This is a genomic window from Nocardia transvalensis NBRC 15921 (genome assembly GCF_000308875.1).
Taxonomy (GTDB): domain Bacteria; phylum Actinomycetota; class Actinomycetes; order Mycobacteriales; family Mycobacteriaceae; genus Nocardia; species Nocardia transvalensis.
In genome coordinates, this window is sequence record NZ_BAGL01000128.1 from 332,350 (window position 1) to 357,514 (window position 25,165).

General features: G+C 69.5%; 23 protein-coding genes. 10 read left to right on the forward strand and 13 right to left on the reverse strand.

Translation table 11 applies throughout. The features are described from left to right. Positions 1–15: 15 nt before the first annotated feature. Both ON41_RS38560 and fadD11 read right to left on the reverse strand, forming a co-directional pair. Entirely contained in the window at positions 16–1,887 is a 1,872-nt protein-coding gene (locus ON41_RS38560) for an APC family permease (RefSeq protein ID WP_246461867.1), read from the reverse strand. 179 nt (positions 1,888–2,066) lie between these two features. Further along, positions 2,067–3,878 (reverse strand): fatty acid--CoA ligase FadD11, encoded by a 1,812-nt coding sequence (fadD11, locus tag ON41_RS38565; protein WP_040754344.1) that lies wholly within the window; start codon positions 3,876–3,878, stop codon positions 2,067–2,069. 481 nt (positions 3,879–4,359) lie between these two features. On the opposite strand from fadD11, the gene ON41_RS38570 reads away from it, so the two are divergent. The 6 genes from ON41_RS38570 to ON41_RS38595 all read left to right on the forward strand — a co-directional run bounded on the left by ON41_RS38570 (position 4,360) and on the right by ON41_RS38595 (position 11,950). Further along, positions 4,360–5,622, forward strand: a complete 1,263-nt coding sequence (locus tag ON41_RS38570) for an MFS transporter (RefSeq protein WP_040754345.1) — start codon at positions 4,360–4,362, stop codon at positions 5,620–5,622. A 98-nt stretch (positions 5,623–5,720) separates the two neighbouring features. Then, positions 5,721–7,094 carry an MFS transporter gene (locus ON41_RS38575; RefSeq protein WP_174411404.1) on the forward strand — a complete coding sequence of 458 codons (1,374 nt, stop codon included), beginning with the start codon at positions 5,721–5,723 and terminating at the stop codon, positions 7,092–7,094. A 36-nt stretch (positions 7,095–7,130) separates the two neighbouring features. Then, complete coding sequence (locus ON41_RS38580; RefSeq protein ID WP_040754346.1) at positions 7,131–7,790, forward strand: response regulator transcription factor; 660 nt, start codon at positions 7,131–7,133, stop codon at positions 7,788–7,790. Positions 7,791–7,794: 4 nt separating this feature from the next. Beyond that, positions 7,795–9,213: a sensor histidine kinase gene (locus ON41_RS43585; RefSeq protein ID WP_040754347.1), complete on the forward strand. Its 1,419-nt coding sequence runs from the start codon at positions 7,795–7,797 to the stop codon at positions 9,211–9,213. After that, complete coding sequence (locus ON41_RS38590) at positions 9,210–10,112, forward strand: TAXI family TRAP transporter solute-binding subunit (protein ID WP_040754348.1); 903 nt, start codon at positions 9,210–9,212, stop codon at positions 10,110–10,112. The genes ON41_RS43585 and ON41_RS38590 overlap by 4 nt, the downstream gene beginning before the upstream one ends. Positions 10,113–10,345: 233 nt before the next feature. Next, the gene (locus ON41_RS38595) at positions 10,346–11,950 is read left to right on the forward strand and encodes a serine/threonine-protein kinase (protein ID WP_040754349.1); all 1,605 of its coding nucleotides are present in this window, start codon (positions 10,346–10,348) and stop codon (positions 11,948–11,950) included. Between the two features lie 15 nt (positions 11,951–11,965). Here ON41_RS38595 and ON41_RS38600 read toward each other — a convergent pair whose 3' ends face one another. The 3 genes from ON41_RS38600 to ON41_RS38610 all read right to left on the reverse strand — a co-directional run bounded on the left by ON41_RS38600 (position 11,966) and on the right by ON41_RS38610 (position 15,569). Further along, complete coding sequence (locus ON41_RS38600; RefSeq protein ID WP_085995929.1) at positions 11,966–12,484, reverse strand: L,D-transpeptidase; 519 nt, start codon at positions 12,482–12,484, stop codon at positions 11,966–11,968. Positions 12,485–13,361: 877 nt separating this feature from the next. Beyond that, positions 13,362–14,282, reverse strand: a complete 921-nt coding sequence (locus ON41_RS38605; protein ID WP_040754350.1) for a DMT family transporter — start codon at positions 14,280–14,282, stop codon at positions 13,362–13,364. 96 nt (positions 14,283–14,378) lie between these two features. Further along, complete coding sequence (locus ON41_RS38610) at positions 14,379–15,569, reverse strand: epoxide hydrolase family protein (RefSeq protein ID WP_040754351.1); 1,191 nt, start codon at positions 15,567–15,569, stop codon at positions 14,379–14,381. An 81-nt stretch (positions 15,570–15,650) separates the two neighbouring features. Between ON41_RS38610 and ON41_RS38615 the strand changes: the two genes are divergently transcribed. Continuing rightward, positions 15,651–16,226, forward strand: a complete 576-nt coding sequence (locus tag ON41_RS38615; RefSeq protein WP_040754353.1) for a CGNR zinc finger domain-containing protein — start codon at positions 15,651–15,653, stop codon at positions 16,224–16,226. 7 nt (positions 16,227–16,233) lie between these two features. Here ON41_RS38615 and ON41_RS38620 read toward each other — a convergent pair whose 3' ends face one another. From ON41_RS38620 to ON41_RS38640, 5 genes are all read right to left on the reverse strand, one after another. Beyond that, positions 16,234–16,623, reverse strand: a complete 390-nt coding sequence (locus ON41_RS38620; RefSeq protein WP_083905953.1) for a VOC family protein — start codon at positions 16,621–16,623, stop codon at positions 16,234–16,236. Between the two features lie 100 nt (positions 16,624–16,723). After that, entirely contained in the window at positions 16,724–17,845 is a 1,122-nt protein-coding gene (locus tag ON41_RS38625) for an NAD(P)H-dependent flavin oxidoreductase (RefSeq protein WP_040754355.1), read from the reverse strand. A 214-nt stretch (positions 17,846–18,059) separates the two neighbouring features. Then, the gene (locus ON41_RS38630) at positions 18,060–18,869 is read right to left on the reverse strand and encodes an ABC transporter ATP-binding protein (protein ID WP_040754356.1); all 810 of its coding nucleotides are present in this window, start codon (positions 18,867–18,869) and stop codon (positions 18,060–18,062) included. Beyond that, positions 18,856–19,890: a taurine ABC transporter substrate-binding protein gene (locus ON41_RS38635; RefSeq protein ID WP_040754357.1), complete on the reverse strand. Its 1,035-nt coding sequence runs from the start codon at positions 19,888–19,890 to the stop codon at positions 18,856–18,858. The genes ON41_RS38630 and ON41_RS38635 overlap by 14 nt, the downstream gene beginning before the upstream one ends. After that, positions 19,887–20,723 carry an ABC transporter permease gene (locus ON41_RS38640; protein WP_083905936.1) on the reverse strand — a complete coding sequence of 279 codons (837 nt, stop codon included), beginning with the start codon at positions 20,721–20,723 and terminating at the stop codon, positions 19,887–19,889. The genes ON41_RS38635 and ON41_RS38640 overlap by 4 nt, the downstream gene beginning before the upstream one ends. Positions 20,724–21,019: 296 nt before the next feature. Between ON41_RS38640 and ON41_RS38645 the strand changes: the two genes are divergently transcribed. After that, positions 21,020–21,973, forward strand: a complete 954-nt coding sequence (locus ON41_RS38645) for a hypothetical protein (RefSeq protein WP_157185815.1) — start codon at positions 21,020–21,022, stop codon at positions 21,971–21,973. Here the strand turns inward: ON41_RS38645 and ON41_RS40995 are convergent. After that, positions 21,857–22,465 carry an ADP-ribosylglycohydrolase family protein gene (locus tag ON41_RS40995; RefSeq protein WP_174411405.1) on the reverse strand — a complete coding sequence of 203 codons (609 nt, stop codon included), beginning with the start codon at positions 22,463–22,465 and terminating at the stop codon, positions 21,857–21,859. The genes ON41_RS38645 and ON41_RS40995 overlap by 117 nt on opposite strands. Before the next feature lie 4 nt (positions 22,466–22,469). Continuing rightward, a complete protein-coding gene (locus ON41_RS38650) occupies positions 22,470–22,910 on the reverse strand; it encodes a GlcG/HbpS family heme-binding protein (protein WP_218003619.1) in 441 nt (146 codons plus the stop codon). Between the two features lie 280 nt (positions 22,911–23,190). Between ON41_RS38650 and ON41_RS38655 the strand changes: the two genes are divergently transcribed. Beyond that, entirely contained in the window at positions 23,191–23,730 is a 540-nt protein-coding gene (locus ON41_RS38655; protein ID WP_040754359.1) for a cysteine hydrolase family protein, read from the forward strand. Here the strand turns inward: ON41_RS38655 and ON41_RS38660 are convergent. Continuing rightward, the gene (locus tag ON41_RS38660; protein ID WP_040754360.1) at positions 23,714–24,328 is read right to left on the reverse strand and encodes a TetR/AcrR family transcriptional regulator; all 615 of its coding nucleotides are present in this window, start codon (positions 24,326–24,328) and stop codon (positions 23,714–23,716) included. The two genes, ON41_RS38655 and ON41_RS38660, sit on opposite strands and share 17 nt — an antisense overlap. Before the next feature lie 116 nt (positions 24,329–24,444). Here ON41_RS38660 and ON41_RS38665 point away from each other — a divergent pair. Next, positions 24,445–25,165 (forward strand): hypothetical protein (locus tag ON41_RS38665; protein WP_040754361.1); only part of this gene is annotated, 721 nt, incomplete at its 3' end.

Here is a 25,165-nt window from a genome sequence, read left to right on the forward strand (position 1 = left end):
CGCCGGTGGCGGAGGTCAGCTGTCGACGTGGACGTGCGGGCGCTGATGGGGGTCGGGCACGGCGCGTCGCAGGATCTCCCGGGTCACCGGCGCGACCTCGCCCTCGCCGACGAACAGGAACTTGAGCAGGTTGACCAGCGGATTGCCTTCGGTCCATTCGAAATACACGTGCGGGTTGAGGCCGGTGCGGTCGCGGATGGCGAGCAGGATCGCCGCGATCGAGTTGGGGACGGCGGCCGCCTCCACCTTCAGCACCTGGTAGCAGTCCACCTCGAATCCGGTGACGTGCAGGTCGGTGGAGAATTCGGAGGCGTCCTTGACGATCACCTCGAGGAACAGGACCGGGTCCTTGGCGGGGATGTGGCTCTCGAGCCGCTGCTGCGCCTCCTTCTCCCGGTACTCGTCGGGTTGTTCGTCCTCCGCTCGGTCGACGGCGTGGGTGACGATGCGGAGGGTGCCGGTGGCGGCGATCTTGTCGATCAGCCAGGCCGCGCGGTCGTCGAAGTCGACCTCGATGGCCCGCAGTTCGAATGCCCGCCGCGCCCGCGACACGAACGACACCACGATGATCGCCAGGATGAACAGCGACGCCAGCTGCACGCCCTCGGGCCGCTCGACGATGTTGGTGATCGTCGTGTACACGAAGACCGCGGCGACCGCGCCGAACCCGATCGTCTTGTGCCGCTGGCGTTTCCGCGCCGCGGACAGTGTCACCGCGACCGCGGCCGAGGTGATCAGCACCAGGACGCCGGTCGCGTACGCGCCGCCCTGGGCGTCGACGTCGGCACGGAAGTAGACGGTGATGCCGACGGCGATGACGGCGAACACCAGCACCAGCGGCCGGGTCGCGCGCGCCCATTCCGGCGCCATCCCGTAGCGGGGCAGGTAGCGCGGGACCAGGTTCAGCAGTCCCGCCATCGCGGAGGCGCCGGCGAACCAGAGGATCGCGATGGTCGACAGGTCGTAGACGGTGCCGAACCCGTTGCCCAGATACCGGTGGGCGAGGAATGCCAGGGCGCGCCCGTTCGCGGCGCCACCGGACCGGAATTCCTGCTCCGGGATCAGCACGACGGTGATGAGACTGGACACGAGCAGGAAGGCGCTCATGATGAGCGCGGCGGTGGTGAGCAGCTTGCGGGCGCCGAGAATACGGGTGCGCGGATCGTCCTCGGTCTCCCCGGGCGCGCCCTTGATCTGCGGCATCACCGCCACCCCGGTCTCGAATCCGGACAGTCCCAGCGCCAGTTTCGGGAACACCAGCAGCGAGATCCCCACCATGGCGGCCACGCTGCCGTGTTCGGTCCGCAGCGCGTGCGTCCAGTCCACGATCAGGCCCGTCGCGGTGAACACGTGGTACAGCCCCGCGACCGCGACCACGAGATTCAGCGCGAGGTAGCTGCCGACGAGTACCACCGCGATGCCGATGGCCTCGGCGAATCCCTTGAGGAACACCGCCGCCAGCGCCGCGAGCAGCACCAGCGTGATCGCGATCGCGTGCCCGTGCAGGGCGTGGGGCACGTACGGGTTCTCGACGATGTGCGCGGCGCCGTCGGCCGCCGAGAGGGTCATGGTGATCACGAAGTCGGTGGCGGCGAATCCGAGCAGCACCAGCACGAACAGTTTTCCGGTCCAGCGCGGCAGGATCTGGGCGAACATCGCCAGCGAGCCGCCGCCGTGCGGGCTCTCCCGCGCCACCCGCCGGTACACCGGCAGCGCCCCGAACAGGGTGAGCGCCACCAGCACCAGCGTCGCCATGGGCGAGAGCACCCCGGCGGCCAGCGCCGCGATCCCCGGCTGATAGCCGAGCGTGGAGAAGTAGTCGACACCGGTCAGGCACATGACCCGCCACCACGACCGCTGATGGTGTTCGGCGGCCTGCTTCACCATCGGCCCGGGGTGGCTCGAGTATCGATCCTCGTCGGCGCCCTGCAGCAGCCAGCTCCGTAACCCGGAGAGGGTGGTGGTCACGTCGAAGTCCCCCTCGGGAGGCGTGCGGCCGGAACATCCCGACCCTCGGCAACGTCGGGGTCAATCTACGCGGTGCGGGTGACGATTTCCCGGACAGGTCAGGTGACGGGCACGGGTTCGGGCGGTTCGTGCACCGCGGTGCCCGGCTCCCGGGCGTAGAGCCGCTCGATCTCGCCGGCGTATTTCGCGGCGATCGGCCTGCGCCGCAACTTCATCGTGAGGGTCACCTCGTCGCCGCCGGGCTCCCAGAACACCGGCAGCACGGTGAATCGCCGGACCTGCTCCACCCGCGACAGGACGGCGTTACCGGCAGCCACACCGGCCGCGATGGCCGCGATCACCTCCGGGTCGGCGGCCAGCGCCGCGGCGGAGGCGTCGGCGAGACCGCGCTGGGCGGCATACGGTTGCGCGGAATCGGCGTCGAGCACGATCAGCGCGGTGACGTAGGGGCGGTTGTCGCCGATGACGGCCAGCGTCCCGATCAACGGTGTGGCGGCCTTGACCGCGTTCTCGATGTTGGCGGGGGACATGTTCTTTCCCGCGCTGTTGATGATCAGTTCCTTCTTGCGGTCGACCACGCGCAGGTAGCCGTCGGCGTCGCGGGTGAGGACGTCGCCGGTGTGCAGCCACCCGTCGGCATCGATCGCCTCGGCGGTCTTGCCCGGCTCGCCCCGGTATCCGCGCATGACCAGCGTGCCGCGCACGAGATATTCGCCGTCCTCGGCGATGCGGCCCTCCAGTCCCGGCAGCAGCCGCCCCACGGTGCCCAGCCGCGCCTGCTCGGGCGGGCTGACGCTCGCGACGCAGGTCAGCTCCGACATCCCCCACACCTCCGAGATGGGGATGCCGAGGCCGAAGAAGAAGCCGAGCGTCGCCGGCGGGATCGGCGCCGCACCCGACAACGCCCACTTCAGCTGGTCCAGGCCGATTTTCGCGCGCAGCGCCGACAGCACCCGGGCGTCGGCGAGCGCCCACTCGGCCTCGAGGTCCGCGCCGAGCGGCCGCCCGGCCAGCCGCGCCTCGGCCTTGCGCCGCGCGACGCCCAGCGCCCATTCCAGCGCGCCGCGCCGGTCCGGATCGGGTTCGGCGGCGACGGAGAATTCGATGGCCGCCTGCAGTTTCTCCCACACCCGCGGCACCCCGCCCCAGATGGTCGGGTGCACGTCGGCCAGCGCCGCGGGCAGCTGCGCGCGGTCGGGCACGGCGGTGATCTGGCTGCCGAAGTACTCGTGCAGGTACAGCGCGGTCACCCGGTCGGCCATGTGCGCGCTGGGCAGATACGAGGTCTGGCGGTCGCCGAACGCCACCGGCATCACCGACGCGTACCCGTACACCTCGGCGGCGAGGTTGGCGTGGGTGAGTTCGACGCCCTTGGGGTCGCCGGTGGTGCCGGAGGTGTAGCAGAGGGTGACGATGTCGTCGGCGCGCACCGACCGCCAAGTCGCGTCGAAGTCGAAGTCGCCGCGCCCCAGCGCCGTCAGCTGCGCCACGCCGAGCGTGCCCGGCAGCGGCCGGTCCAGGCACACGATGGTCTCCATCGGCACCCCGGCCGCGCGCACGGTGTCCACGTACTGCGGTTCGCAGATCACCATCCGGTTCCCGGCATTGGTGAACACGTAGCGCAGCTGCGCGGGCGACAGCGTGTTGTACACCGAGAACGACGTCGCGCCCGAGTGCTGCACCCCGACCTCGAGGGGATAGAACTCGACCCGGTTGGCCATCATCAGCGCGACGGTGTCGCCGCGCCCGATCCCCAGCGCCGCCAGCCCGGCCGCGACCGCGCGCACCTGCTCGGCGTACTCGCGCCAGGTCAGTTCCGGGGTCCCGCCGATCGCGCGGACCGCCACCGCGCCCGGATCGATCGCGGCCACGCGCTGGAACGCCGCACAGGATGTGATCGGTTCGCTCATCGCGGGTCTCGCTTCACTGCCGTCGTACTTTCCCAGACGGTAGATCGCCGACGGTCGCGACGGGACGGATCGGCCGATTTCGTTGCGCCGCAGCGCCCGTCGCGCCGGTTCCGGCAACCTCCGCGGCCGTCGCGCCGGTGCGTGACACGCGTCACTACCTCCGGGGATTCGCGCTGGTCACACGGTCGACATGGGCGGGTAACCTACCCGCCGCATGTCACACAGGCAAACTTCCGTCACACCGGAAACAGTGTGACGCAGATCACGATTGACTATGTCGGCGCACGTCACGCCGCCGCCCACCGCAGATCAGCCGCCCCCGCCCGGTTTGCCGCAACCCTCGATCGGGTACCCACCGGCTTCGTGCCGGGTGTCACTTGTCGACCCTCGGCGCGGCAACAACCGTACATAGGGGAGAGGAGCGCGCGTGACCAGCGCCGACCCGATACCACAGCAACGACGATCCGTTGCCGCCGCCGCGATGGGAAATGCCACGGAGTGGTACGACTACGGAGCGTATGCCGCGACTGCCACCTACCTCACCGACGCGTTCTTCCCCGGCACACTAGGGACCTTGGGAACCCTTCTCGGCTTCGCCATCTCGTTCGTGCTGCGCCCGCTCGGCGGCATGGTGTGGGGCCCGCTCGGTGACAAGATCGGCCGCAAAGCCGTCCTGGCGACCACCATCCTGCTGATGGCCGGCGCCACCGGCATCATCGGCCTGCTACCCAGCCACTCCAGCATCGGTGTCGCCGCCCCGATCCTGCTGATCACCCTGCGCGTCATCCAGGGCTTCTCCACCGGCGGCGAATACGGCGGCGCGGCAACCTACCTCGCCGAATGCGTCGACGACCGCCGCCGCGGCTTCTTCGGCAGCTTCCTCGAATTCGGCACCCTGTGCGGATTCGCCGGCGGCTCCGCGGTCGTCCTGCTCATGCAGGTGCTGCTCAACGACGACCAGATGGCCAGCTTCGGCTGGCGCATCCCGTTCCTGCTCGCCGTCCCGCTCGGCCTCATCGGCTGGTACCTGCGCAACAGGCTCGACGAATCCCCGGTCTTCACCGAGGTCTCCGAGAAGCAACAACCCAAAACCGGCCTGCTGCAACTGATGAAGGGCTACAAGCGCGAACTGCTCACCATGGCGGGACTCGTCATCGCGCTCAACGTCGTCAACTACACGCTGCTGGCGTACATGCCCACCTACCTGGACAAGACCATCGGGCTGGAAGAATCCCAGACCACCGCGATGGTGCTGATCGGGCAGTTGGTGATGGCGCTGGTCCTGCCGATCTGCGGCGGCCTGTCCGACTACTTCGGACGAAGGCCCATGTGGCTGTTCTCGCTACTCGCGCTCATCGTCTTCTCCGTCCCGCTGTACTGGCTCATGGGGCAGGGATTGGGCTGGGCCATCCTCGGATTCGTGATCCTCGGCCTGCTCTACGTCCCGCAGCTGTCGACCATATCCGCCACGTTCCCGGCGATCTTCCCCACCCACGTCCGCTACGCCGGATTCGCCCTGGGCTACAACGTGTCCACCGCGGCCTTCGGCGGCACCGCGCCGCTGATCAACGAATGGGTCATCGACCGCACCGAATGGCATCTGTTCCCCGCCTTCTACATGGTCGGAGCCTGCCTCATCGGCCTCGTCGCCTGGTTCTTCCTGCGCGAGACCGTCGGCGCCTCCCTGCGCGGCACCGAAGTACCCACCACCGACGAGATCCCGAAGGTCGCACCAGCGTCCTAAGCGACTGTTAGAAAACGGCCCGGACACTGTCGCACGGCATGTGACTACCGACACAGTGATCTTCGAACGATGCGACGAAGCGTCGAAAAGGAGATCTTGTGACAACGACACAGCCGACCGCCGACGGCAGTGTGCCGGGCCGTTTCGGTGAACGCCGAGTCGTCGCCAACGTACTGCGCGGCTCCATCGGCAACCTGGTCGAATGGTACGACTGGTACGTCTACGCCGCGTTCAGCGTCTACTTCGCCAAAACCTTCTTCCCCAAAGGCGACTCCACCGCGCAGCTGCTGTCCACCGCCGCCGTCTTCGCCGTCGGATTCCTGATGCGCCCCATCGGCGGCTGGGCACTGGGCCGCTACGCCGACCGCTTCGGCCGCCGCTCCGCACTCACCCTCTCGGTCACCGTGATGGCCGCCGGATCACTGCTCATCGCAGTCACCCCCGGCCACCAGACCATCGGCCTGGCCGCACCCGCCATCCTGCTCCTCGCCCGGCTCCTGCAAGGACTCTCGGTCGGCGGCGAATACGCCACCAGCGCGACCTACCTGTCCGAAGTCGCCACCCAGGGCAAACGCGGCTTCTACTCCAGCTTCCAGTACGTCACCCTCGTCGGCGGGCAACTCGTCGCCCTCGCCGTCCAGATCGTGCTCCAGCAATTCCTCACCACCGCACAACTCGACAACTGGGGCTGGCGCATCCCGTTCGCCATCGGCGCCGCCGGCGCCATCATCGTCATGCTGCTGCGCCGCGGCATGGACGAATCCGCCGCCTTCCGCGCCGAAGCCGAACAGACCCCGCACACCGGCGGCGGCGAATCCACCTCCCGCGGCTCCCTGCGCGTCCTGCTGCAGTACCCCCGCGAGTGCCTGCTCGTGGTCGGCCTCACCCTCGGCGGCACCATCGCGTTCTACACCTACACCACCTACATGCAGAAATACATGATCAACACCTCGGGCATCTCCAAATCCACCGTCGCCTGGATCAACTTCCTCGCCCTGCTGGTGTTCGTCGTCCTGCAACCCCTCGCCGGCGCCCTGTCCGACCGCATCGGCCGCCGCAAACTCCTCGTCTTCTTCGGCGTCGCCGGCACCCTCGGCACCGTCCCCCTCATGACCGTCCTCGGCCACACCACCAACCCCGTCGCCGCCTGGGCACTCATGATGACCGCCCTGCTCGTCATCACCGGCTACACCTCCATCAACGCCATCGTCAAAGCCGAACTCTTCCCCACCAAGGTCCGCGCCCTCGGCGTCGGCCTGCCCTACGCGCTGACCGCCGCCCTCTTCGGCGGCACCGCCGAATCACTCGCCTTGTGGCTCAAGAAGATCGGCCACGAATCGATCTTCTTCTGGTACGTCTCCGCCACCATCCTCATCTCCCTGCTCACCTACTGGTTCATGCGCGAAACCTCCGCCGACTCACCCCTCGACGCCGACGACCACGCCGCCTCCGAACAACCTGTCCACCCCTGAACAGCGGAAGCTCCCGGAGTACTGGAGAATCACAGGGTGCGGTTGGCAGTAGTCGAGGACGACGACGGCGTCGGTGACGCCCTGGTGGAAGCGCTGTCCGCGCGCGGGCACACCGCCCGCCGCATGCGCCGCGGCGCCGACCTGCTCACCTCCCACCGCGGCTACGACGCCGTCATCCTCGACCTCGGCCTGCCCGACGCCGACGGACTCCACGTCCTGCGCCGCCTCCGCGAAGTCAGCACCGTCCCGGTCGTCATCCTCACCGCCCGCAGCGACGAACGCTCCATCGTCCGCGGTCTACGCGGCGGCGCCGACGATTACGTCGTCAAACCACCCCGCATCGCCGAACTCCTCGCCCGCATCGACAACGTCTCCCGCCGCGCCGCCGCGGCCACCGAACCACCCGCACAGATCGTCACCACCGGCGACGTCCGCGTCGACCTCGCCGCCCGCCGCATCGAAGTCGGCGGCACACCGATCGCCCTGACCGCCAAGGAATTCGAACTCGTCGAAGCCCTCGTCGAACGCCCCGGCGCCGCCGTCAGCCGCCAGCAACTCATGGACCGCATCTGGGGCGACGCCTTCGTCGCCGTCTCCCGCAGCCTCGACGTCCACATGACCGGACTCCGCCAGAAACTCGACCGCCCCGGACTGATCACCACCATCCGCGGCTACGGCTACCGCTGGGGCGAGTGACACCGTGCGGCGACGCCTGCTCGCGGTCCTCACCGCGTTCGCCACCCTCGCGGTCCTGGCGTTCGCCGTCCCGCTCTGCCTCACCGCCGCCACCAGCCGCACCCAGCAACTCGTCCTCGGCCGCACCGGCGACGCCGACTGGTTCGCCACCCTCGCCGGCGCCGCCACCGGCACCGGCGACAACCGCGTCCTCGCCCTCGAAGTCGGCCGCTACCACCAGGTCTACGCAGAAAACGTCCTCGTCGTCGACGCCCGCGGCAGCACCCTCGCCAACGCCGGCGTCGACGCCACCAGCCCCGCCGTCGTCGCCGCCCTCTCCGCCGCCCGCCGCAACCAGCGCCCCGCCCCCGTCGCCCAACTCATGCCCTGGAGCCCCGCCACCGTCCTCATCGCCCGCCCCATCGGCACCGGCGTCCAAGTCAACGGCGCCGTCCTCATCCAAGCCTCCACCACCCGCGCCCGCGCCGACATCACCCGCACCTGGGCCCTCGCCGCCGGCGGCGCCCTCGCCGCCCTCGCCGTCTTCATGACCCTCGCCGTCGGCCTGTCCCGCTGGGTCCTGCGCCCCCTCGCCGAACTGTCCACCGCCGTCGCCACCCTCACCGCCAGCCTCCCCAAACCCCGCCCCGAAACCGCCGAACACGCCACCATCACCCACCGCCACGGCGGACCACCCGAAATCCGCGCCGTCGCCGAATCCTTCGACGCCATGGCCCACGCCGTCGCCGACGCCACCGAAGCACAACGCATGCTCATCGCCGACACCGCCCACGCCATGCGAAACCCCCTCGCCGCCTTGACCATCCGCCTCGATTCCCTCGAACCCGCCATCCCCGAACACGCCGCCGCCACCTTCCACGGCGCCACCGCCGAACTCGAACGCCTCACCGGACTCCTCGACAGCCTGCTCACCCTCGCCGTCGCCGAAGGCAGCACCGACTTCGACCCCACCCGCGCCGACACCGAATCCTCCTGCGACGCCGTCCAAGTCGCCCAGGACCGCGTCGACGCCTGGCGCAGCGCCTTCGAACACGCCGGCATCACCCTCACCACCGACACCACCCACCCCCACCTCGACACCGCCGCCGACCCCGACACCCTCGCCCAGATCCTCGACGTCGCCCTCAGCAATTCGAGCCGCTACGCCGGCCCCGGCGCCCACACCCGGCTCCTCGCCACCACCGACGGCGACACCGTCACCCTCACCGTCACCGACAACGGCACCGGCGTCCCCGACACCGAACTCGACCGCCTCACCACCCGCTTCTACCGCGGCTCCACCGCCTCGGCCACCGGCTCCGGACTCGGCCTCCCCATCGCCGCCGCCCTCGTCAAAGCCCGCCACGGCACCCTCACCATCCACCCCGTCCACCCGCACGGCCTATCGGTCGTCATCCGCCTCCCCGCCGCGACACCACGATGAACCGCCGCCGATTCCTCTGCGCCACAAGCGCACTCGCCGCCGCCACCCTCACCGGCTGCGGCGGCGACGGCCCGCCCACCGTCCGCGTCGCCGCCGGCGAGATCGGCGGCTTCTACCACGCCTTCACCACACTCCTCGCCGCCGCCGACCCCGGCACCGTCCACATCCAGCCCGTCACCACCACCGGCTCGCTGGCCAACCTCGAACTACTCGGCCGCGGCGACGCCGACGCCGCCCTCGCCCTCGCCGACTCCGTCGACGTCAACCCCGGCCACCTCGTCGCCCTCGGCCGCGTCTACGAGAACTACCTGCAATTCGTCGTCGCCGCACACAGCCCCCTGCGCACCCTCGCCGACCTGCGCGGCGCCCGCATCAGCCTCGGCGCACCCGGCTCCGGCGCCACCCTCACCGGCGAACGACTGCTGCGCGCCGCCGGACTCGACCCCGCCACCGACGTCACCGTCACCCACCTCGGCCTGCGGGACGCGGTCACCACCCTGCACGACGGCGGCATCGACGCCCTGCTCTGGGCGGGCGGCGTCCCCACCGGCGTCCTCGACATACCCCGCGCCCTGCGCCTGCTCGACCTCGGCGACCTCGCCCAGCCGATGCGCGACCGCTTCGGCTACCTCTACGACCGCGTCGTCATCCCCGCCGACGCCTACCCGGGCTCACCCGCCGTCCGCACCATCGGCGTCGCCAACCTCCTCGTCACCACCCCGGAACTGCCCGACGAAGCCGCCGCCGCCGTCACCGAACTCCTCATCACCCGCGCCGAACGACTCGTCCCCACCGAAGCCGCCGGCACCCAGTTCCTCGACGCGCGCTCACTGATCGGCACCAACGGCGTGGCGCTGCACCCGGGCGCGGTGCCGGTCTACCGCCGCTATCACGGCTGACCGCGCACCCGGGGGAGCGGTACACCGTTCGGAGTCACCATGATTCGCGCAGTTGGCGCGATACAGCCCCCGCCCAAGAAATGTCACTGTGACGAATTGTGGGTGCGGGTCAGGGGGAGGAGGGGGAGCGGACCCGACCCGAATCCGGAGTTGCGCAAGCACACCGCCCTCGTGTGGGATCAGGAGCACGCCGCGCACCGCGCCGACGGACCCGGGGAAGGACCGAACCACACATGCTCCCACTGGGACCCGATGATCCGACAACCATCGGGCAGTACCGCCTGCTCGGCGTCCTCGGCGTCGGCGGCATGGGACGGGTCTACCTCGGACGCACCAGCGGCGGCCGCACCGTCGCCGTCAAAGTCGTCCGCCCCGACCTCGCCGGCGACACCGAATTCCGCACCCGATTCCGCCGCGAAGTCGCCGCCGCCCGCCGCGTCGCCGGCCCCTACACCGTCCCCGTCCTCGACGCCGACGTCGACGCCCACCGCCCCTGGCTCGCCACCGGATTCGTCTCCGGACTCGCCCTCAGCGACGCCGTCGACAACCACGGACCCCTGCCCGAACCCTCCCTCCTCACCCTCGCCGCCGGACTCGCCCGCGCCCTCACCGACGTCCACGCCACCGGCCTCGTCCACCGCGACCTCAAACCCTCCAACGTCCTGCTCGCCATCGACGGCCCCCGCGTCATCGACTTCGGCATCGCCCGCGCCGCCGAGGACACCGCCCTCACCACCACCGGCAAGATCATCGGATCCCCGGGATACATGTGCCCCGAACAGATCACCGGCACCGCACCCGTCGGCCCGCCCGCCGACGTCTTCGCCCTCGGCGGCCTGCTCGTCTACGCCGCCACCGGCACCGGCCCCTTCGGCACCGGCGACACCGTCCCCATGCTGTGGCGAGTCGTCCAGGAGGAACCACGCCTCGACGGCGTCCCCGACACACTGCGCCCCCTCGTCGCCGCCTGCCTCGCCAAGGACCCCGCCGCCCGGCCCACCCCCGCACAACTCGTCCAGCACCTCGCCGCCACCGACCGCCCCGACACCCGAGGCTGGCTCCCCGGCCCCATCCTCGAAGACATCAGCCGCCGCACCGTCGCCCTCCTGGACCTCGAAACCGCCGCCCTGCCCGAAGGCCAACCCCAGACCGCGAACACCCTCCTCAGCCCGCCACACCCACCCTCCGCCCAACACTGGACACCCACCGCCACCGCCATCCCGCACAACCCCCACACCCCGCCACCCACTCCGGCACCGGCCCCACGATCCAAACGCCCCCTCGCCTACGCCGCCATCGCCGTCGTAATCCTGGCCCTCGTAGGTACGGTCAGCGGCATCCTCGCCTACCAGAGCAACTCGGGCGGCGGCAGCGGCGCGGCCGCGGCGGGCACCTCGACACAGCGGCCGTCACGAACCGCGGACACCTCTCAATCCGGGAAACCGTCGGAGACCGGCAAACCGTCCGACGGCGGGAATTCCTCCGCGGCACTGCCCAAGAGTTACGTCGACACCTGGAAGGGGACCGTCACCGACGGGCTCGCCACCTTCGACGTCGTCGTCAGCCTGAAGGCCGGCAAGATAGGGGAGGAACTCGGGACCGCGAGCAACACCGGGCGCACCAGCCACCAGACCTGCAAACGGGCCGAAACCCTCACCGCGGTCGACGCCGACAAGATCACCCTGCGCGCACGGCTCACCGAGGGCAACAGGACACCCGGCCTGGGCTGCGACGACGACGGGAAGATGTCCACCCTCGAACTCAATCGCGACGGCACCATCACCTACTCGATGACCGGACCGCTGTCCCAGCTCACCGGAATCCTGCGCCGGAAATAACCGGCCGCGCCGGACTCACACCACCAGTTCGAAGATGTCACCCGGGTTCACGTGGTCGTACAGCGCCTTCGCGCCGTCCGGGGTCATTCGGATGCAGCCGTGCGACTGTTCCTCGATGGGGCCGATATGGGTGGCGATATCACCGTTGAAGAACACCGCCCAGCGCATTTCCGCGTTGTGCATGGTGCTCCAGTGATATTCCTTCTTGAACGCCGCCTTGAAAACACCCGGGGGAGTCTCGTATCCCGGCCGGCCGTGCGAAATCGGCGTCGGCCCGAACACGACCTTGCCGTCGTCCAGCAGCCAGGCCTCGTTGGTCGACAACCGCATGCACACCTTGGCGCCCTCTTGGGTACACGGCGACACCACCGGCGCCGGAGGAACCACCGGCGCCACACCGGGAATGTCCGGGCCACCGGGCCACAATGGATCCGCCTGCGCGGGCCCCGCGAGCATCAACCCCACCGATGCCGCTCCGATGCCGACGCACATCGCCGACCGCACCGTCCAACCGAGATAACGCTTGCCGCTCATCGAGCACCGACCTCTCTGGCCTCGCCCGCCGCCAGGCAGATGACGGGACCGTCTCGAGCATCAAGGACCAACAAAGAGAAACCAATCTTAATCCGCCTCCGAGCACCCGTAACCCGAAATGCCCCCACACCCGACCGATATTCACCACCCACGCTACGTTTCCGCAACAATATGCAGTAAACGCGATTACTCGGCGACCCCTGCGTCAGTCTATAGTTTCGTCACTGTGACGAATTAGCCAGGAATTCCTCGGCATCGGCGGGGAAGGGTTCGAAGATATCGGGAAAGATCACGCGGAACGACCCTGTGTGAACGTCGTGGAATTTTTCCCGCCAGAGGCGGAAATCGCCGAAAAGATCCCAAACGGCCAAATCTGCCCCAAGTCGACCAACGGAACGACCGCAGACGCTCGGTGCGCACGACACGGACGCGACTACGGACCTGGGGTCGCGTCGAGGATGCCATGAAGCCAAACACGATGCGGCACAGCACAGTTGACGCCTCCACCTGCCACCGTTACAACGCCGATAATCAACATTATGTCAAGTGGAAGCCAGGAGCGCTGCCCTCGCATGCGTGGATTAGGCCGACGCCTCCGGACCGGATCACACCCACTATCCCCTCCGGGCCGCCGGGCGAGCCACCGGAGCGGCACGCCTCGCCCGACCCACTCGATATCCCCACACCGCCGGACCCTGCTATTTCCGGCGCGCTTTTGGCCGGAATCTCTTGAAGTGGTTTCCGGCCAAAAGCGTGCCGGAAAATCTAGGTTGGTGTGCCGGAAAATCTGGGTTGTCGTGCTGGGAGCCCCTGGTTGGCGTGCTACAGGTTTCTGCATGCTACTCCCCCCGCGTTCCGAGTCTCCCGCATCGAAACGTCACAGTGACGGAATTGTGACGGCCTTCTCGCTGTCCGATTCACTGTGCGTCTGGGTCGCGTTGCCGAAGACGGCTACGGCGACGGCTGCCGCGATCGCGAGGAAGAATCCCACGACCGCCAGCCACCCCAGCCCGGGTTTGGACGTGTCGCCGAGCAGCAGTACGCCGACGATCCCGGGAACCACCGTTTCACCGACGACCAACGCCGCCGTCGCGCCGTTCACGGAACCGAGTTGCAGTGCGACAGTGTGGAGATAGAAGCCGCCGATGCCCGCGAAGGCGATGGTCCATGCGGCAGGATCGGTGACAAGGGCCGGAATGTGTATCGGGTCGACGCCTTTGACGATGCGGACCGCTATCGCCAGCGCCCCGAAGAGCAATCCCGACGCGAGGCCGGCGGCAACCGCTCCCCGCGATCCGAGGTGACGCACCACGACCTGGCTGACCACGAACAGCAGCACCGAGACGATCAGCACGCCCCAGTGCAACCGGGGATCGTCGCTGCCACCGCCCTCGTGCCCGGCGGCGAAGCCGAGCGCGGCGAGCGCGAGGACCACCGAGCAGACCGCGATCCAATCCCGGGCGTGCAGGCGGATTCCGAGAACGAAGATGCCCAGGACCGCGGTGACGACGAGGTTCGCGCTCATGATCGTCTGCGACAGGAACAGCGGGATCAATCGCGCCGATACCGCGTTGCCCGCGAAGCCGATCACATCCAGCACGGTGCCGACGACGAACCAGACCGTCAGTGCCGCGGCAACGGTGGAAGACAGTGTCGGGGCACCGGTGTGGGTCGACTGACCGGATCTACCCGCTGCCTGCGCGGCAGCGGCCGACCGGCGGGCGGCGTACGCCTGCAGGATCGACCCCGCGCCGAATCCCACACAGGCGAGCAACGCGGCGAACAAGCCGATGAGCATCGAGGCAATCCCGTCTGTCCAGGGAGAGGACACTTCCAGGCGCACAGCAGCACCGATCGGTCGCTCATCCACTCGCCACCGTAGATCACCCGCGATCTACCGGCCAACCCGCCGACCAGCGGCATTCCCCTCAGCGGCCAGTACCGCCGCGAGTCCTTCTTGCAGGTCCTTGACGAAATATTCGGGAACTTCCAGGGACGGGAAGTGTCCCCCGGTTTCGGGTTCTCGCCATCGGACGATCTGCCGGTAGCGCTGCTGAGCCCAAGGGCGCGGGCACTTTTCGACGTCGCGGGGGTACATGGTGAGTGCGGAGGGGACGTCGACGCGGAGTTCGGGGTCGAGCGAGTTGTGGCTTTCGTAGTAGATGCGGGCCGCCGATGCGCCGGTCCGTGTGAGCCAGTACAGGGTGACGTCGTCGAGCAGGCGGTCCATGGAGATCGTTTCGAAGGGGCTGTCTTCGGTGTCGGTCCATTCGGCGAATTTGTCGAGGATCCAGGCGAGTAGCCCGATCGGTGAGTCGACGAGCGAGTAGCCGATGGTCTGCGGCCGGGTCGCCTGTTGCTTGGCGTATGCCGCGCGGTGGCGCCAGAAATGGCGGGTGTCCTCGATCCATCGGCGCTCGACCTCCGTCAGTCCGTCGGTGGTCAGTCCGGGCGGCGCTTCCGCGAATGTCGTGTGGATGCCGAGGACGTGCTGCGGGAATCTGCCGCCGAGCACCGTGGTGATATTGCCTCCCCAGTCGCCGCCGTGGGCTGCGAATGTGCGGTAGCCGAGCCGTCCCATCAGTTCCACCCAGGCGGCCGCGATCTTTTCGGTTCCCCATCCGGTGGTGGCCGGCTTGTCGCTGTAGCCGAAGCCCGGGAGCGACGGGACCACGACGTGGAATGCGGGTGTGTTCGCGTCTGCCGGGTCCGCCAGTTCGTCCACCACATCGATGAACCGGGCGACGCTGTCCGGCCATCCGTGCGTCAGGATCAGCGGAGTGGCGTCCGCGCGCGGGGATCGGCGGTGCAGGAAGTGGATTCCCAGATCGTCGATGGTCGTGCGGAATTGGCCGATCCGGTCGAGGCGCTCTTCGAACGACCGCCAGTCGTATCCGGTGCGCCAGTAGTGCACGACGTCGAGGAGGTCGGCCAGCGGAACGCCCTGGTCCCATCGGTGCGGGTCGGGCGCGGCGCGGTAGACGGTCTCGGCCTCCGGTAGCCGTGCGGCGGCCAGTCGTGCGCGCAGGTCGTCGAGGTCGGCGTCGGTCGCGTGGGCTTCGAACGCGTGCACGTCGGTGGGCATGGGACCTCCTGGTCGTTGAGAACCGGCTAAGACGGTTCTAGCATCTCGCCGCGTCCACTGGCAACCGGCTAAGGTGGTTCCATGCCTGCTGAGTTCCCCGACTTCCGCCTCGGTAGCGTGCTGGCGACCAGCTTCACCGCGACGCTGACCGAGCGTCAGGGTGAGGCCGTGGAGCGCATTCCCACGCCGCAGCGACTGGTCGACTGGCTGGCGGTGATCGGTCTAGCTGTCGAGTCCTGCACCCCCGACGAGCTGGAACTCGCGCGGGAACTGCGGGAATCTGTTCACGCCGCGGCGACAGCGGCCGCGATCGGAGCCCCACTCCCCCCATCTGCCGTGCGAATCATCAACGACCGCAGCATTCAGGGCCGGGCGGCGGCTGTCCTGACGCCCGAGGGCAATCGGGAATGGCGACTGGGTTCGGCGTCTCGCGTCGAGGATGCCCTGAGCGTGATCGCCGCCGACGCGATCGACATCATCTCGGGTGAGCGAGACGGACGATTGGCGCTGTGTGCCTCGCCGACGTGCCGAGCGGCGTTCTTCGACACCAGCCAGAGCCGCACCCGCAAATGGTGTGAGATGAACACGTGCGGTAATCGCCAGAAGAAAGCCCGCTTCACTGCCAACCAGCGCAAGAAGATTCGAGCCGCGGAGTGATCGTCATCTACGCGTGCGGGCCCAGGGGCAGCAGCGGGAGGTGGGTGGTGAGGCAGAACGGGTGACCGGCGGGGTCGAGCAGGACGCGCCACCTGTCGGGCTGGGGTTGGCGGTCGGCGCGGCGGGCACCGAGGTGCACGGATTCTCGTTCGCCGCTGTCCAGGTCGTCGACGACGAGGTCGAGGTGCTGGTTGTTCGGGGTGTCGCCGCCGGGCCAGGTCGGCGGGGCGTAGTCCTGGACGCGGACGGTGGCGAGGACGCCGCGGGTGGTGTGGACCACGGCGACGTTGTCGTCGCGGTAGACGATCTCGCCGCCGAGCATCGCCGCCCAGAATGCGGCGAGCGCGGTCTCGTCGGCGCAGTTGAGAGTGATCAGGCCCAGCTGAGCGATCCCCACGGCCCGATCATACGGCATCGGGCGGGCGAAATGCCCCTGGGCACAACATGTTCCGGCGGTTACCGGCCGGGGCGTGTTGCCCGGCCGGTAACCGTGCCGATCAGGAGTTGTTGAGTTTGTTCAACCGCTCGCAGGACTCGAGGTACTCCTCGATGAGGCGCTGCATGACGTCGGCGGTGCGGTCGATCTTGCGCATCATGCCGACGACCTGGCCGACCGGGTTGAAGTTGACGTCCTTGGCGGCCTCCGGGTAGCGGTGGCCGCGCTTGACGCCGTCGAGGGCGACCATCATCTGCAGTGGCATGGGCAGCGGGTCGGGGGTCTCGGCGGATTCCCAGGCGTCGGTCCATTCGTTGCGCAGCATGCGGCAGGGCTTGCCGGTCCACGACCGCGAGCGCACGGTGTCGTGGCTGGAGGCGTCGATGTAGGTCTGCATCTGCGCGGGCGGCACGTTGGCCTCCTCGACGGTGAGCCAGAGCGATCCGGTCCAGGCTCCGGCGGCGCCCATGGCCATGGCGGCGGCGATCTGGCGGCCGCTGCCGATGCCGCCGGCGGCGAGTACGGGCAGGTCGCCGACGGCGTCGATGACCTGGGGCCACAGCACCAGCGAGGAGATCTCGCCGCAGTGCCCGCCGCCCTCGGTGCCTTGGCAGACAACGAAATCCAGGCCGGCGTTCTTGTGGTTGAGGGCGTGCTTGACCGATCCGCACAGCGCGCCGATGAGGCGGCCGGAGTCCTGTACCTGCTTGATGACGTCGTCCGGCGGGGTGCCCAGCGCGTTGGCGACCAGCTTGGCCTTGGGGTGCTTCAGGATGACCTCGACCTGCGGGGCGGCGGTGGTGGCGGTCCAGCCGAGCAGCTGGTTGTGGCGCTCGCCGTCGGGCAGGTGCGGGACGCCGTGGTCGGCGAGGATCTTCTCGGCGAAGTCGCGGTGGCCCTGGGGTACGAGTTCGCCGAGTTTGGCTTCCAGTTCCTCGGGGCTGAGGCCCTCGATGCCTTTGCCCTCGTATTTGGAGGGGATCACCAGGTCGACGCCGTAGACGCCGTGGACGTGCTCGTCGAGCCAGGCCAGTTCGACCTCGAGCTCCTCGGCGGTGAATCCGACCGCACCCAGGACGCCCAGTCCGCCGGCGTTGCTGACGGCGGCGGCGACGTCTCGGCAGTGGGTGAAGGCGAAGATGGGGACGTCGATACCCAGTCGTTCGCAGATCTCGGTACGCATGGCCTGGTGGACTCCTCTTGTCTTCTGCCGGCGCTGGTAGGTCTCGCCGCACACACTAGAACACGTTTCAGAATTAGACTAGCGCGTACGGGTCGCCAAATCGAGAGCGACGCGGAGAAGTGGGTAGATCACCGGGTATTGGGACCCCGTTCCGGAGCCGGGCACGCCCGAGCGGGCTGCCACAATGGGGGCAACCCGTTCTAGTTGTGTGGGGTCAGGCCGCGGCGGCCTTGACCGCGCCCGCAACCTCGCGGCGCAGCTGCGCGAAGCGGGGCGAGGCCCGCAGCTCGTCGGGGTCGACGCCCGTCCGCGGCAGGTCCACGGGAAGATCGAGGGCGATGCGACCGGGCCCCTTGGTCAGCACGACGATCCGGGAGCCGAGGAAGACCGCCTCGTCGGCGCTGTGGGTGACGAAGACGTTCGTCCGGCCGGACGCCGCGCCCACCCGGCGCAGGTCGTCCTGCAACCGGTCGCGGGTCAGCGCGTCGAGTGCGGCGAACGGTTCGTCCAGGAGCAGCAGCGAGGTGTCGGCGGCCAGCGCGCGGGCGATCGCGACGCGCTGCTGCTGGCCGCCGGAGATCTCCCACACCCGCCGCTCCCCCGTGCCGTCCAGCCCGACCCTGGACAGCAGTTCGTCGCGGCGTCCGGCCCGCTGGTCGCGTGGCACGCCGGCGTATTTGAGGGCGAGGTCGACGTTGCCGGCGACGGTCCGCCACGGGAACAGCCGCGGCTGCTGGAAGACCACGCCGGATCCGTGGCCGGGGACGGGCGCGGCGCCGCTCACCGCGACCTCTCCCTCGTGCACGGGTTCGAATCCGGCGAGGATGCGCAGCAGGGTGCTCTTGCCGCAGCCGGACGCGCCCACCAGGACGAGGAATTCGCCAGGGTCGACGTCGAGATCGAGCGGGCCCAGCGCGGTGACCGCGGTCGTCCCGCGTCCGTAGCGGTGTGTCAGATTGCGGATGCGGATGCCGCCGGCGCGCTCCGCCGCGGCGTGCGTGCGCGTCGCCTCAGCCGAGGACATTCGGTAATCCCTTGACGTACAACGCGTCCCGGTACGCCTCGAGCGAGGGCGCGGACGGGATCTGCTGCTGGGCGGCGAGAAATTCGGCCGCGCTGTGGAGGTTGGCGGCGAGGTTGCCCGGGGCCGTCTCGGTGCCCAGCCAGTCGGGGCCGGCGAGTTGCTCGGGGGTGAGGAAGACGGCCTCGCGGAGCTGGGCGGTGGCCTCGTCGATGCTCGTGCCGGTCTGTGCCGCAACGGCTTTCGCGGCCTGGTCCGGGGATTCCCGGATGGTCCGCAGGCCGCGCGCCTGGACCTTGCGCCAGGTGTCGACGACGTCGGGGTGTGCCTGTGCGAAGTCGCGGGACACGACGCCGAGGTCGAGGGTGGGCTTCCCCGCGGCGGCCAGCTCCCGGCTGGTGATCAGGGTTTTGCCGGAGGCGCGCAGCTGGTCGACGGTCGGCAGCCAGGTGTAGACGGCGTCGACGTCGCCGCGCTGCCAGGCCGCCAGCGAGGCCTGGGGTTGCAGGTCGACCAGCCGCACGTCGGCCGGGGACAGCCCGGCGCGGCCGAGCGCGGCCAGCAGACTGTAGTGGGCGGTGGAGGCGAACGCGGTGGCCACCCGTTTGCCGCGCAGGCCGGCGAGGGATTCGATGCCGGTGCCGGTGCGGGCGACCAGGGCCTCGTTGTCGCCGGCGACGTCGAGGATGAACGCCACCTGGTACGGGATGTTCAGCGGTGCGGCCAGGCCGCGGGCGACCGGGCTGGATCCGAGGGCGCCGAGGTCGATCTGCCGGGCGAGGAACGCGGTGTTGACGTCGGCGCCGGAGTCGAATTTGGTCCATTGGATGTTGTAGCCGGGCAGCGCGTCCTCGAGCCAGCGGTTGTTCTTGACGATCAGGTCGCCGCTCGGGAACGTCTGGTAGGCCACGCGGATCGTGGGTTTGCTCGCGTCGTGCCCGGAGTGGTCGATCGCGCATCCCGACAGGACCAGTGCGGCCGCTCCCGCCAGCGCCGAGATCGCGCGCAGCAGTGTGTGTTTCACAGTTTCCCTCTCCACGGGGCGACGCGGCGTTCGAGCACGCGCAGCAGGGCGTCGATGAGCAGTCCGGAGCCGCCGATGGCGAAGATCCCGACCAGGACGACCGGCGTGTTGTTGTAGTTGCTGGCGTCCTTGACCAGGCCGCCGATGCCGGGCATGCCGTTGAACAGTTCGGCGGCGACCACCGACGAGTAGGCGATGCCGACGGCGATCCGGATGCCGGTGAACGTTTCCGGGACGGCGGCGGGCACGATCACGTCGAGGACGACCTGGCCGCGGGTGGCGCCCAGGGCTCGCGCCGCCTCGATCAGGCCGACCGGTGCGGCCAGTACCGCGGAGGTGGTGGCGACGGCGGTGGGCGGCAGGGCGGCGAGGGCGAGCAGGGTGATCTTCGGGGCCTCGTCGATGCCGAGCCAGATCACAAGCAGGAAGAAGTAGGCCAGCGGCGGCAGGGCGCGCAGGAAGGTCAGCCACGGCTCCAGCAGGCGGCGCACCCAGCCGATCGTGCCCATGGCCAGGCCGAGCGCCGTCCCGGCGACGACCCCGATGCCCACGCCCGCCAGCACGCGCCGCACCGTCATATACAGGTGTTCCCACAGCAGGTAGCCCTGGTAGCCGCGGACGCCGTCGTGGGTGGTGGAGGTCTGGACGAAGGCCCGCCAGACCGTGATCGGCGACGGGACGAACGTCTCGCTCCACACGTGGCCGGCGGCGGCCAGCTGCCAGACCGCGACGAAGACGGCGACCGAGGCGAGCGGGAGCAGCACCCGTAGCGCGCCGCGGCTCGCCGTGCGTTTCTCCACGGCCGCGGTGCCGGTGGCGGTGGAAACGGACATGGGACCACGACTTTCGGGACAGGCGGACGTGCGCCGCCGGGTGGCCGCGTACCCGGGTAGTGTTCCCCGGCGGAGCGCCGGGGCCCAGCGTTGAAATCGGCGTGGTTCCAATTCGCGGGGCGGTCGCCGGGCGGGCCTGCGGGCGGGGGTCGCTGACAAGCCTCCTGGATTCGAAATATGTTTCGCGCGAGTCGTTTTCGGGCGAGGGGCCGGTCGTGTCGATCTACACTGAACGCGTTCCTCCGGGCGCACAACGGCGTCGCCGGTCTTTCCACCACCCAGTGCAGAAAGCCGCGGTGAGTTCCGTGATATCTCCGCTGTCCCGCCGTAATCCCGATACCCGGCTCTGGTCGTCCGTCGCGGCCCAGGGCGGCGCCTGGATCGACCAGGCCCCGGTTCCCGGCGCCACCTCCCCCACGGCCCCCGGGTCGGCCGTCTTCCAGCACCACCTGCACATGGCCTGGCGCGCCGACGACAGCACCGACGGCATCTGGCTGTCGGCCACGAGCGACGGGCATACCTGGGCGCCGCCGTGGAACGTGCCCTACGTCGGCACCTCCGATCAGCCGGCGTTGTCCGCGGCGGTGGACGGCGCGGGGTCGGAGACGCTGTATCTGGCGTGGAAGGGCGCGGGACGCGACCAGAACATCTACTGGTCCACCTCGTCGGACGGGAGCAAGTGGGAGGAGCAGCAGATCCTGGGCGGTGCGGAGACCGCCCGCGCGCCGAGTCTGACGGTCTTTCGCGGTGTCCTGCACGCGTTCTGGCGGGGACGGGAGCAGATGCTCACCTCCGACCAGAATCTCTACGCGTCGGCGCGCGGGGACAACGGGTGGAGCGCCCCGATCGGCCTGCCGGGTATGGCGTCGCTGGACGGTCCCGCCGTGGCGGTGCTCGGCGACACCTTGTATATCGCGCATCGCGGGACGCGGGCGCCGCTGGACGACGACAAGTGGATCCGGTTGTGGAGTTCCGCCAACGGCGTGTCCTGGACCTCCCGCGCCAACCCGCCCGACGCCTATTCCGATGTCGCGCCCGCGCTGGCCGCCCACGACGGTCAGTTGCATCTGGCGTGGAAGTCGGCCAGTGGCCCGGAGATCTGGTATTCGTCCTTCGACGGCGACCAGAGCTGGCTACCGCCCGCCCGCGTCGCGGCCTTCGAAACCCAGTGCAGCCCCGCGCTGTGCGCGTTCCGTCCGGCGCGCGGCACGCAGGACCTGCACCTGTCGTGGCGGGGGTCGACGTTGTAGCGGGTCAGCGGGCGCCGGGTAGCCATCCGCGGAGGCGGCCGAGGCCGCGTCATGCCGGTCGGCGGGTGGTGTCGACCCAGCCGGGGAGCGGTTCGCGGCGAGCCAGGACTGCGGCACGCCGGTGGCCGACCGGCTGCCGGTGTAGGCGGCGACGATTCCGCCCGCGATGGCGCTGGTGGTGTCGATGTCGCCGTCGGCCGCGAGGCAGGTCGTGATCGCGGCCGGGTAGTCGTCGAGATGTGTCGCCGCGAATCCGTAGTCGCGGCCCGGATCGAAGCGCCGCGCGAACGCCGTGGCGAGGCGATCCTGATCGATCCGGCCGCGGCCCCGCAGTTCGGCCACCACGCTGCACGCCATCTCGGTGTCGTCGGTCCACCCCCACGGCCCGTCAGGGATCGCCCCGGCGCGCAGGTCCGAAATCGACCGCCGCCCAACGGGAAAAACCTGTCCCAGCGCGTCCCCCACCGACAGCCCCTCGAGGGAGTCCAGCATCAGATCACCGTGCACCGCGCCCTTCGTAATCACCCTGCGCCGGGCTCTGCTCCGTGCGGGAGCGGTATTCGCGCCATCGTCCGGCGGCGACCGTGACGGCTTCCTCGTCCTCGGTGGCGTGTGCTCCCGACGCACCGGCCGCGCCGAGAATCGTCTCGTCGTCGGTGATGAGGATGCCGCCGGCGAAGGGAACGAAGTCGCCGCCGTGGAGATGCTGGATGCTGTCGACGATCGGCCCCGGAAGCTGGAGCCGCCCCGACGGCTGCAGGGACAGCAGCGCCGTCCGCGCCTTCGCCACGGCGATGCGGCTGGTCATCGGCATACCCCCGTCAGCGCGACGCAGGGCGATGACCGCGCCGGTGACATCGAGAACGGCGACCGCCAGCGGGCGGGAAACCGCGTTCGGCCCCGACCGCGAGAGCGGAGGCAACCAGCCGATCGGCATCCGCCAATGTCAGACCGGGAAGGCGAGGTGAAGCAGGCATGCGATCGAACCTAGCCGCCCCGCTGGGATGCCGCTAACGCGACCGTTGTGCGCGCAGGACGGTGTCGTGGGTGTGGTGGCCGGCGGAAGTGGCTGTGCGCGGGCGGGTTTCGTGGATCAGATGCCGATCTCGGTCTGGTTCGCCGTCAGCGTGGCAGGTCGAGGGCCGGTGGTCGATTACCCGGCAGGTAGAGGGTCGTGGGTTGACCTGAACCTTGCTTCAGTTTCTAGGGTCGGTGACATGAGCGATGCGCTGATCGTGGTCGATATGCAGAACCTGTTCGTCGATGTGGCGGGAGCAGAGGGGGCGAGGGTTCTCGCGGCCGTGAACCGGCAGGTGGAAACAGCTGTGGCACAAGGATATCCGGTGTTCTACACCCGTGACTACGCGCCGATCGATCTTCCGGACGGAGACCCGGAGAACCGGACCGCACTGCATCCCGATCTGGATGTCCGAGGCCAGGTCGTGGACAAAGGGCCGGGGAAACGCGGCGGCTTCTCCGGTTTCGTCCTCGGCCCGGTCCTCGAACCCCAGCAGCCCTACGGCGGCGGCAGCCTGGGACCCCTGCTCGGTTTGCTCCGCGACAGCGGAGCCCGGTCGGCGACCGTGGTCGGCATCGCCGCCGACGTCTGCGTCGCGGCGACGGCCCGCGATGCGATCCGGCTCGGCTACGAGGTGACCGTCCCGGTCGAGGCCACCGCCTTCGTCCATGCCCACCCCGGCGGCGACGGGGCAGCGCTGGCCGATCTGCGGGCCGCCGGTGTCACGGTCGTCGAGTGAACGGCTCGGTCGCGACGAGAGGGAGGTAGACGGTGTCGATGATCTCGGTCAGGGTGCTGTCGGGGATGGTGGTGACGCCTCGGACGAGGTATTCGTTGCGCAGCAGATCGACCGCGAGGGTCGCGATACGGGGAGACAGCGCCTCGGGGCGGGCCTGCCCGCGTGCGACGGCGCGGCCGAGAACCGTGAGCCACCGGGTGACGCTCGTGCCGAGGAGTTGGTCGCGCACTTCGCGCAGCAGATCGGGTTCGGCGTGGATCTCGGACGCGAGGATGTGCAGGATCTCCCCCTGCGGGGAGGCGATGTATCCGGCGGCGGCGCGCAGCATTTCGAGCGCGTCCGTGCGCAGGTCGCCGGTGTCGGGTATCTCCTCGGCCACCGCGACCTGCCGGTACGCGGCGACCGCCAGCGCGGCGCGATGCGGCCAGCGGCGGTAGATCGCGGACTTGTTGGTCCCGGCCCGCGCGGCCACCCCGTCCATCGTCAGTCCGGAGTACCCGACGTCGAGCAGCTCGTCGAGCGCTGCCCGCAGGATCGCCTGCTCCAGCACCGCGCCCCGCCGCCGAGCGGCCTTGTGCGGGTCACCGTTCGATCCCACCGACTACCCGCCCTTTCGTAAGGTACTGACCGTCTTCTAATCGGCTCGACTACGCGCTAGCATGAGCAACTATAAGGGACTCATCGTCTCTTAAGGAGAGTTACGGGAGGATCGTCATGTCCGCCGTGGAATTGCTGCCCGATATCCGTCTCGGGGTGGCGCACGGAACCACCTTCGGGCTGTTCGGCCCGCCCGGAGAGTTCGTGCCGCAGGCGCGGGCGCTCGGCGCGCGGATCGTCCGGATCAACATCTACTGGACCCAGGTGGAACCGGAGCCGGGAACCTACGCCTGGGAGGCGGTGGACGCACTGCTGGACCAGCTCGACGACGGAGACGAGGCCTGGGTGACCGTCGTGTCGAGCTCACGGTGGGCCACCCGGCACCCCACGGGCTGGCTACCCGCATCGCCGGCCCTCGACCCGGACCGCTACGTGCGGTTCGTCGGCGCACTGGCCGGACGGCGGCCCGGCGCTATCCGGTTCTGGCAGTGCGAGATCGAGCCGTGCCTGCCGCTGTTCTGGCGCGGCACCGCCCGGGAGTACGTCGCGCATCTACGCGCGTTCCACGCCGCGGTGCACCGCGCCGATCCCGCGGCGGCGGTCGTACTCGGCGGGGCGGTCCCCGCGGCGATGCTCGGCGACGCGAAGGCCGGGAACAGCACGTGGACAACGTTTTTCGGGCAGGTGCTGAGTGAGGCGGCCGAATTCTTCGACCTCTTCGACGTCCACCCCTACGGCGATCCCTACGCGGTTCCCGCGCTCGTGCGGGCCTGTCACGCGCAGATGGCCGCGCACGGCTACGACAAACCCGTCGTCGCCAGCGAACACGCCGGTCCGC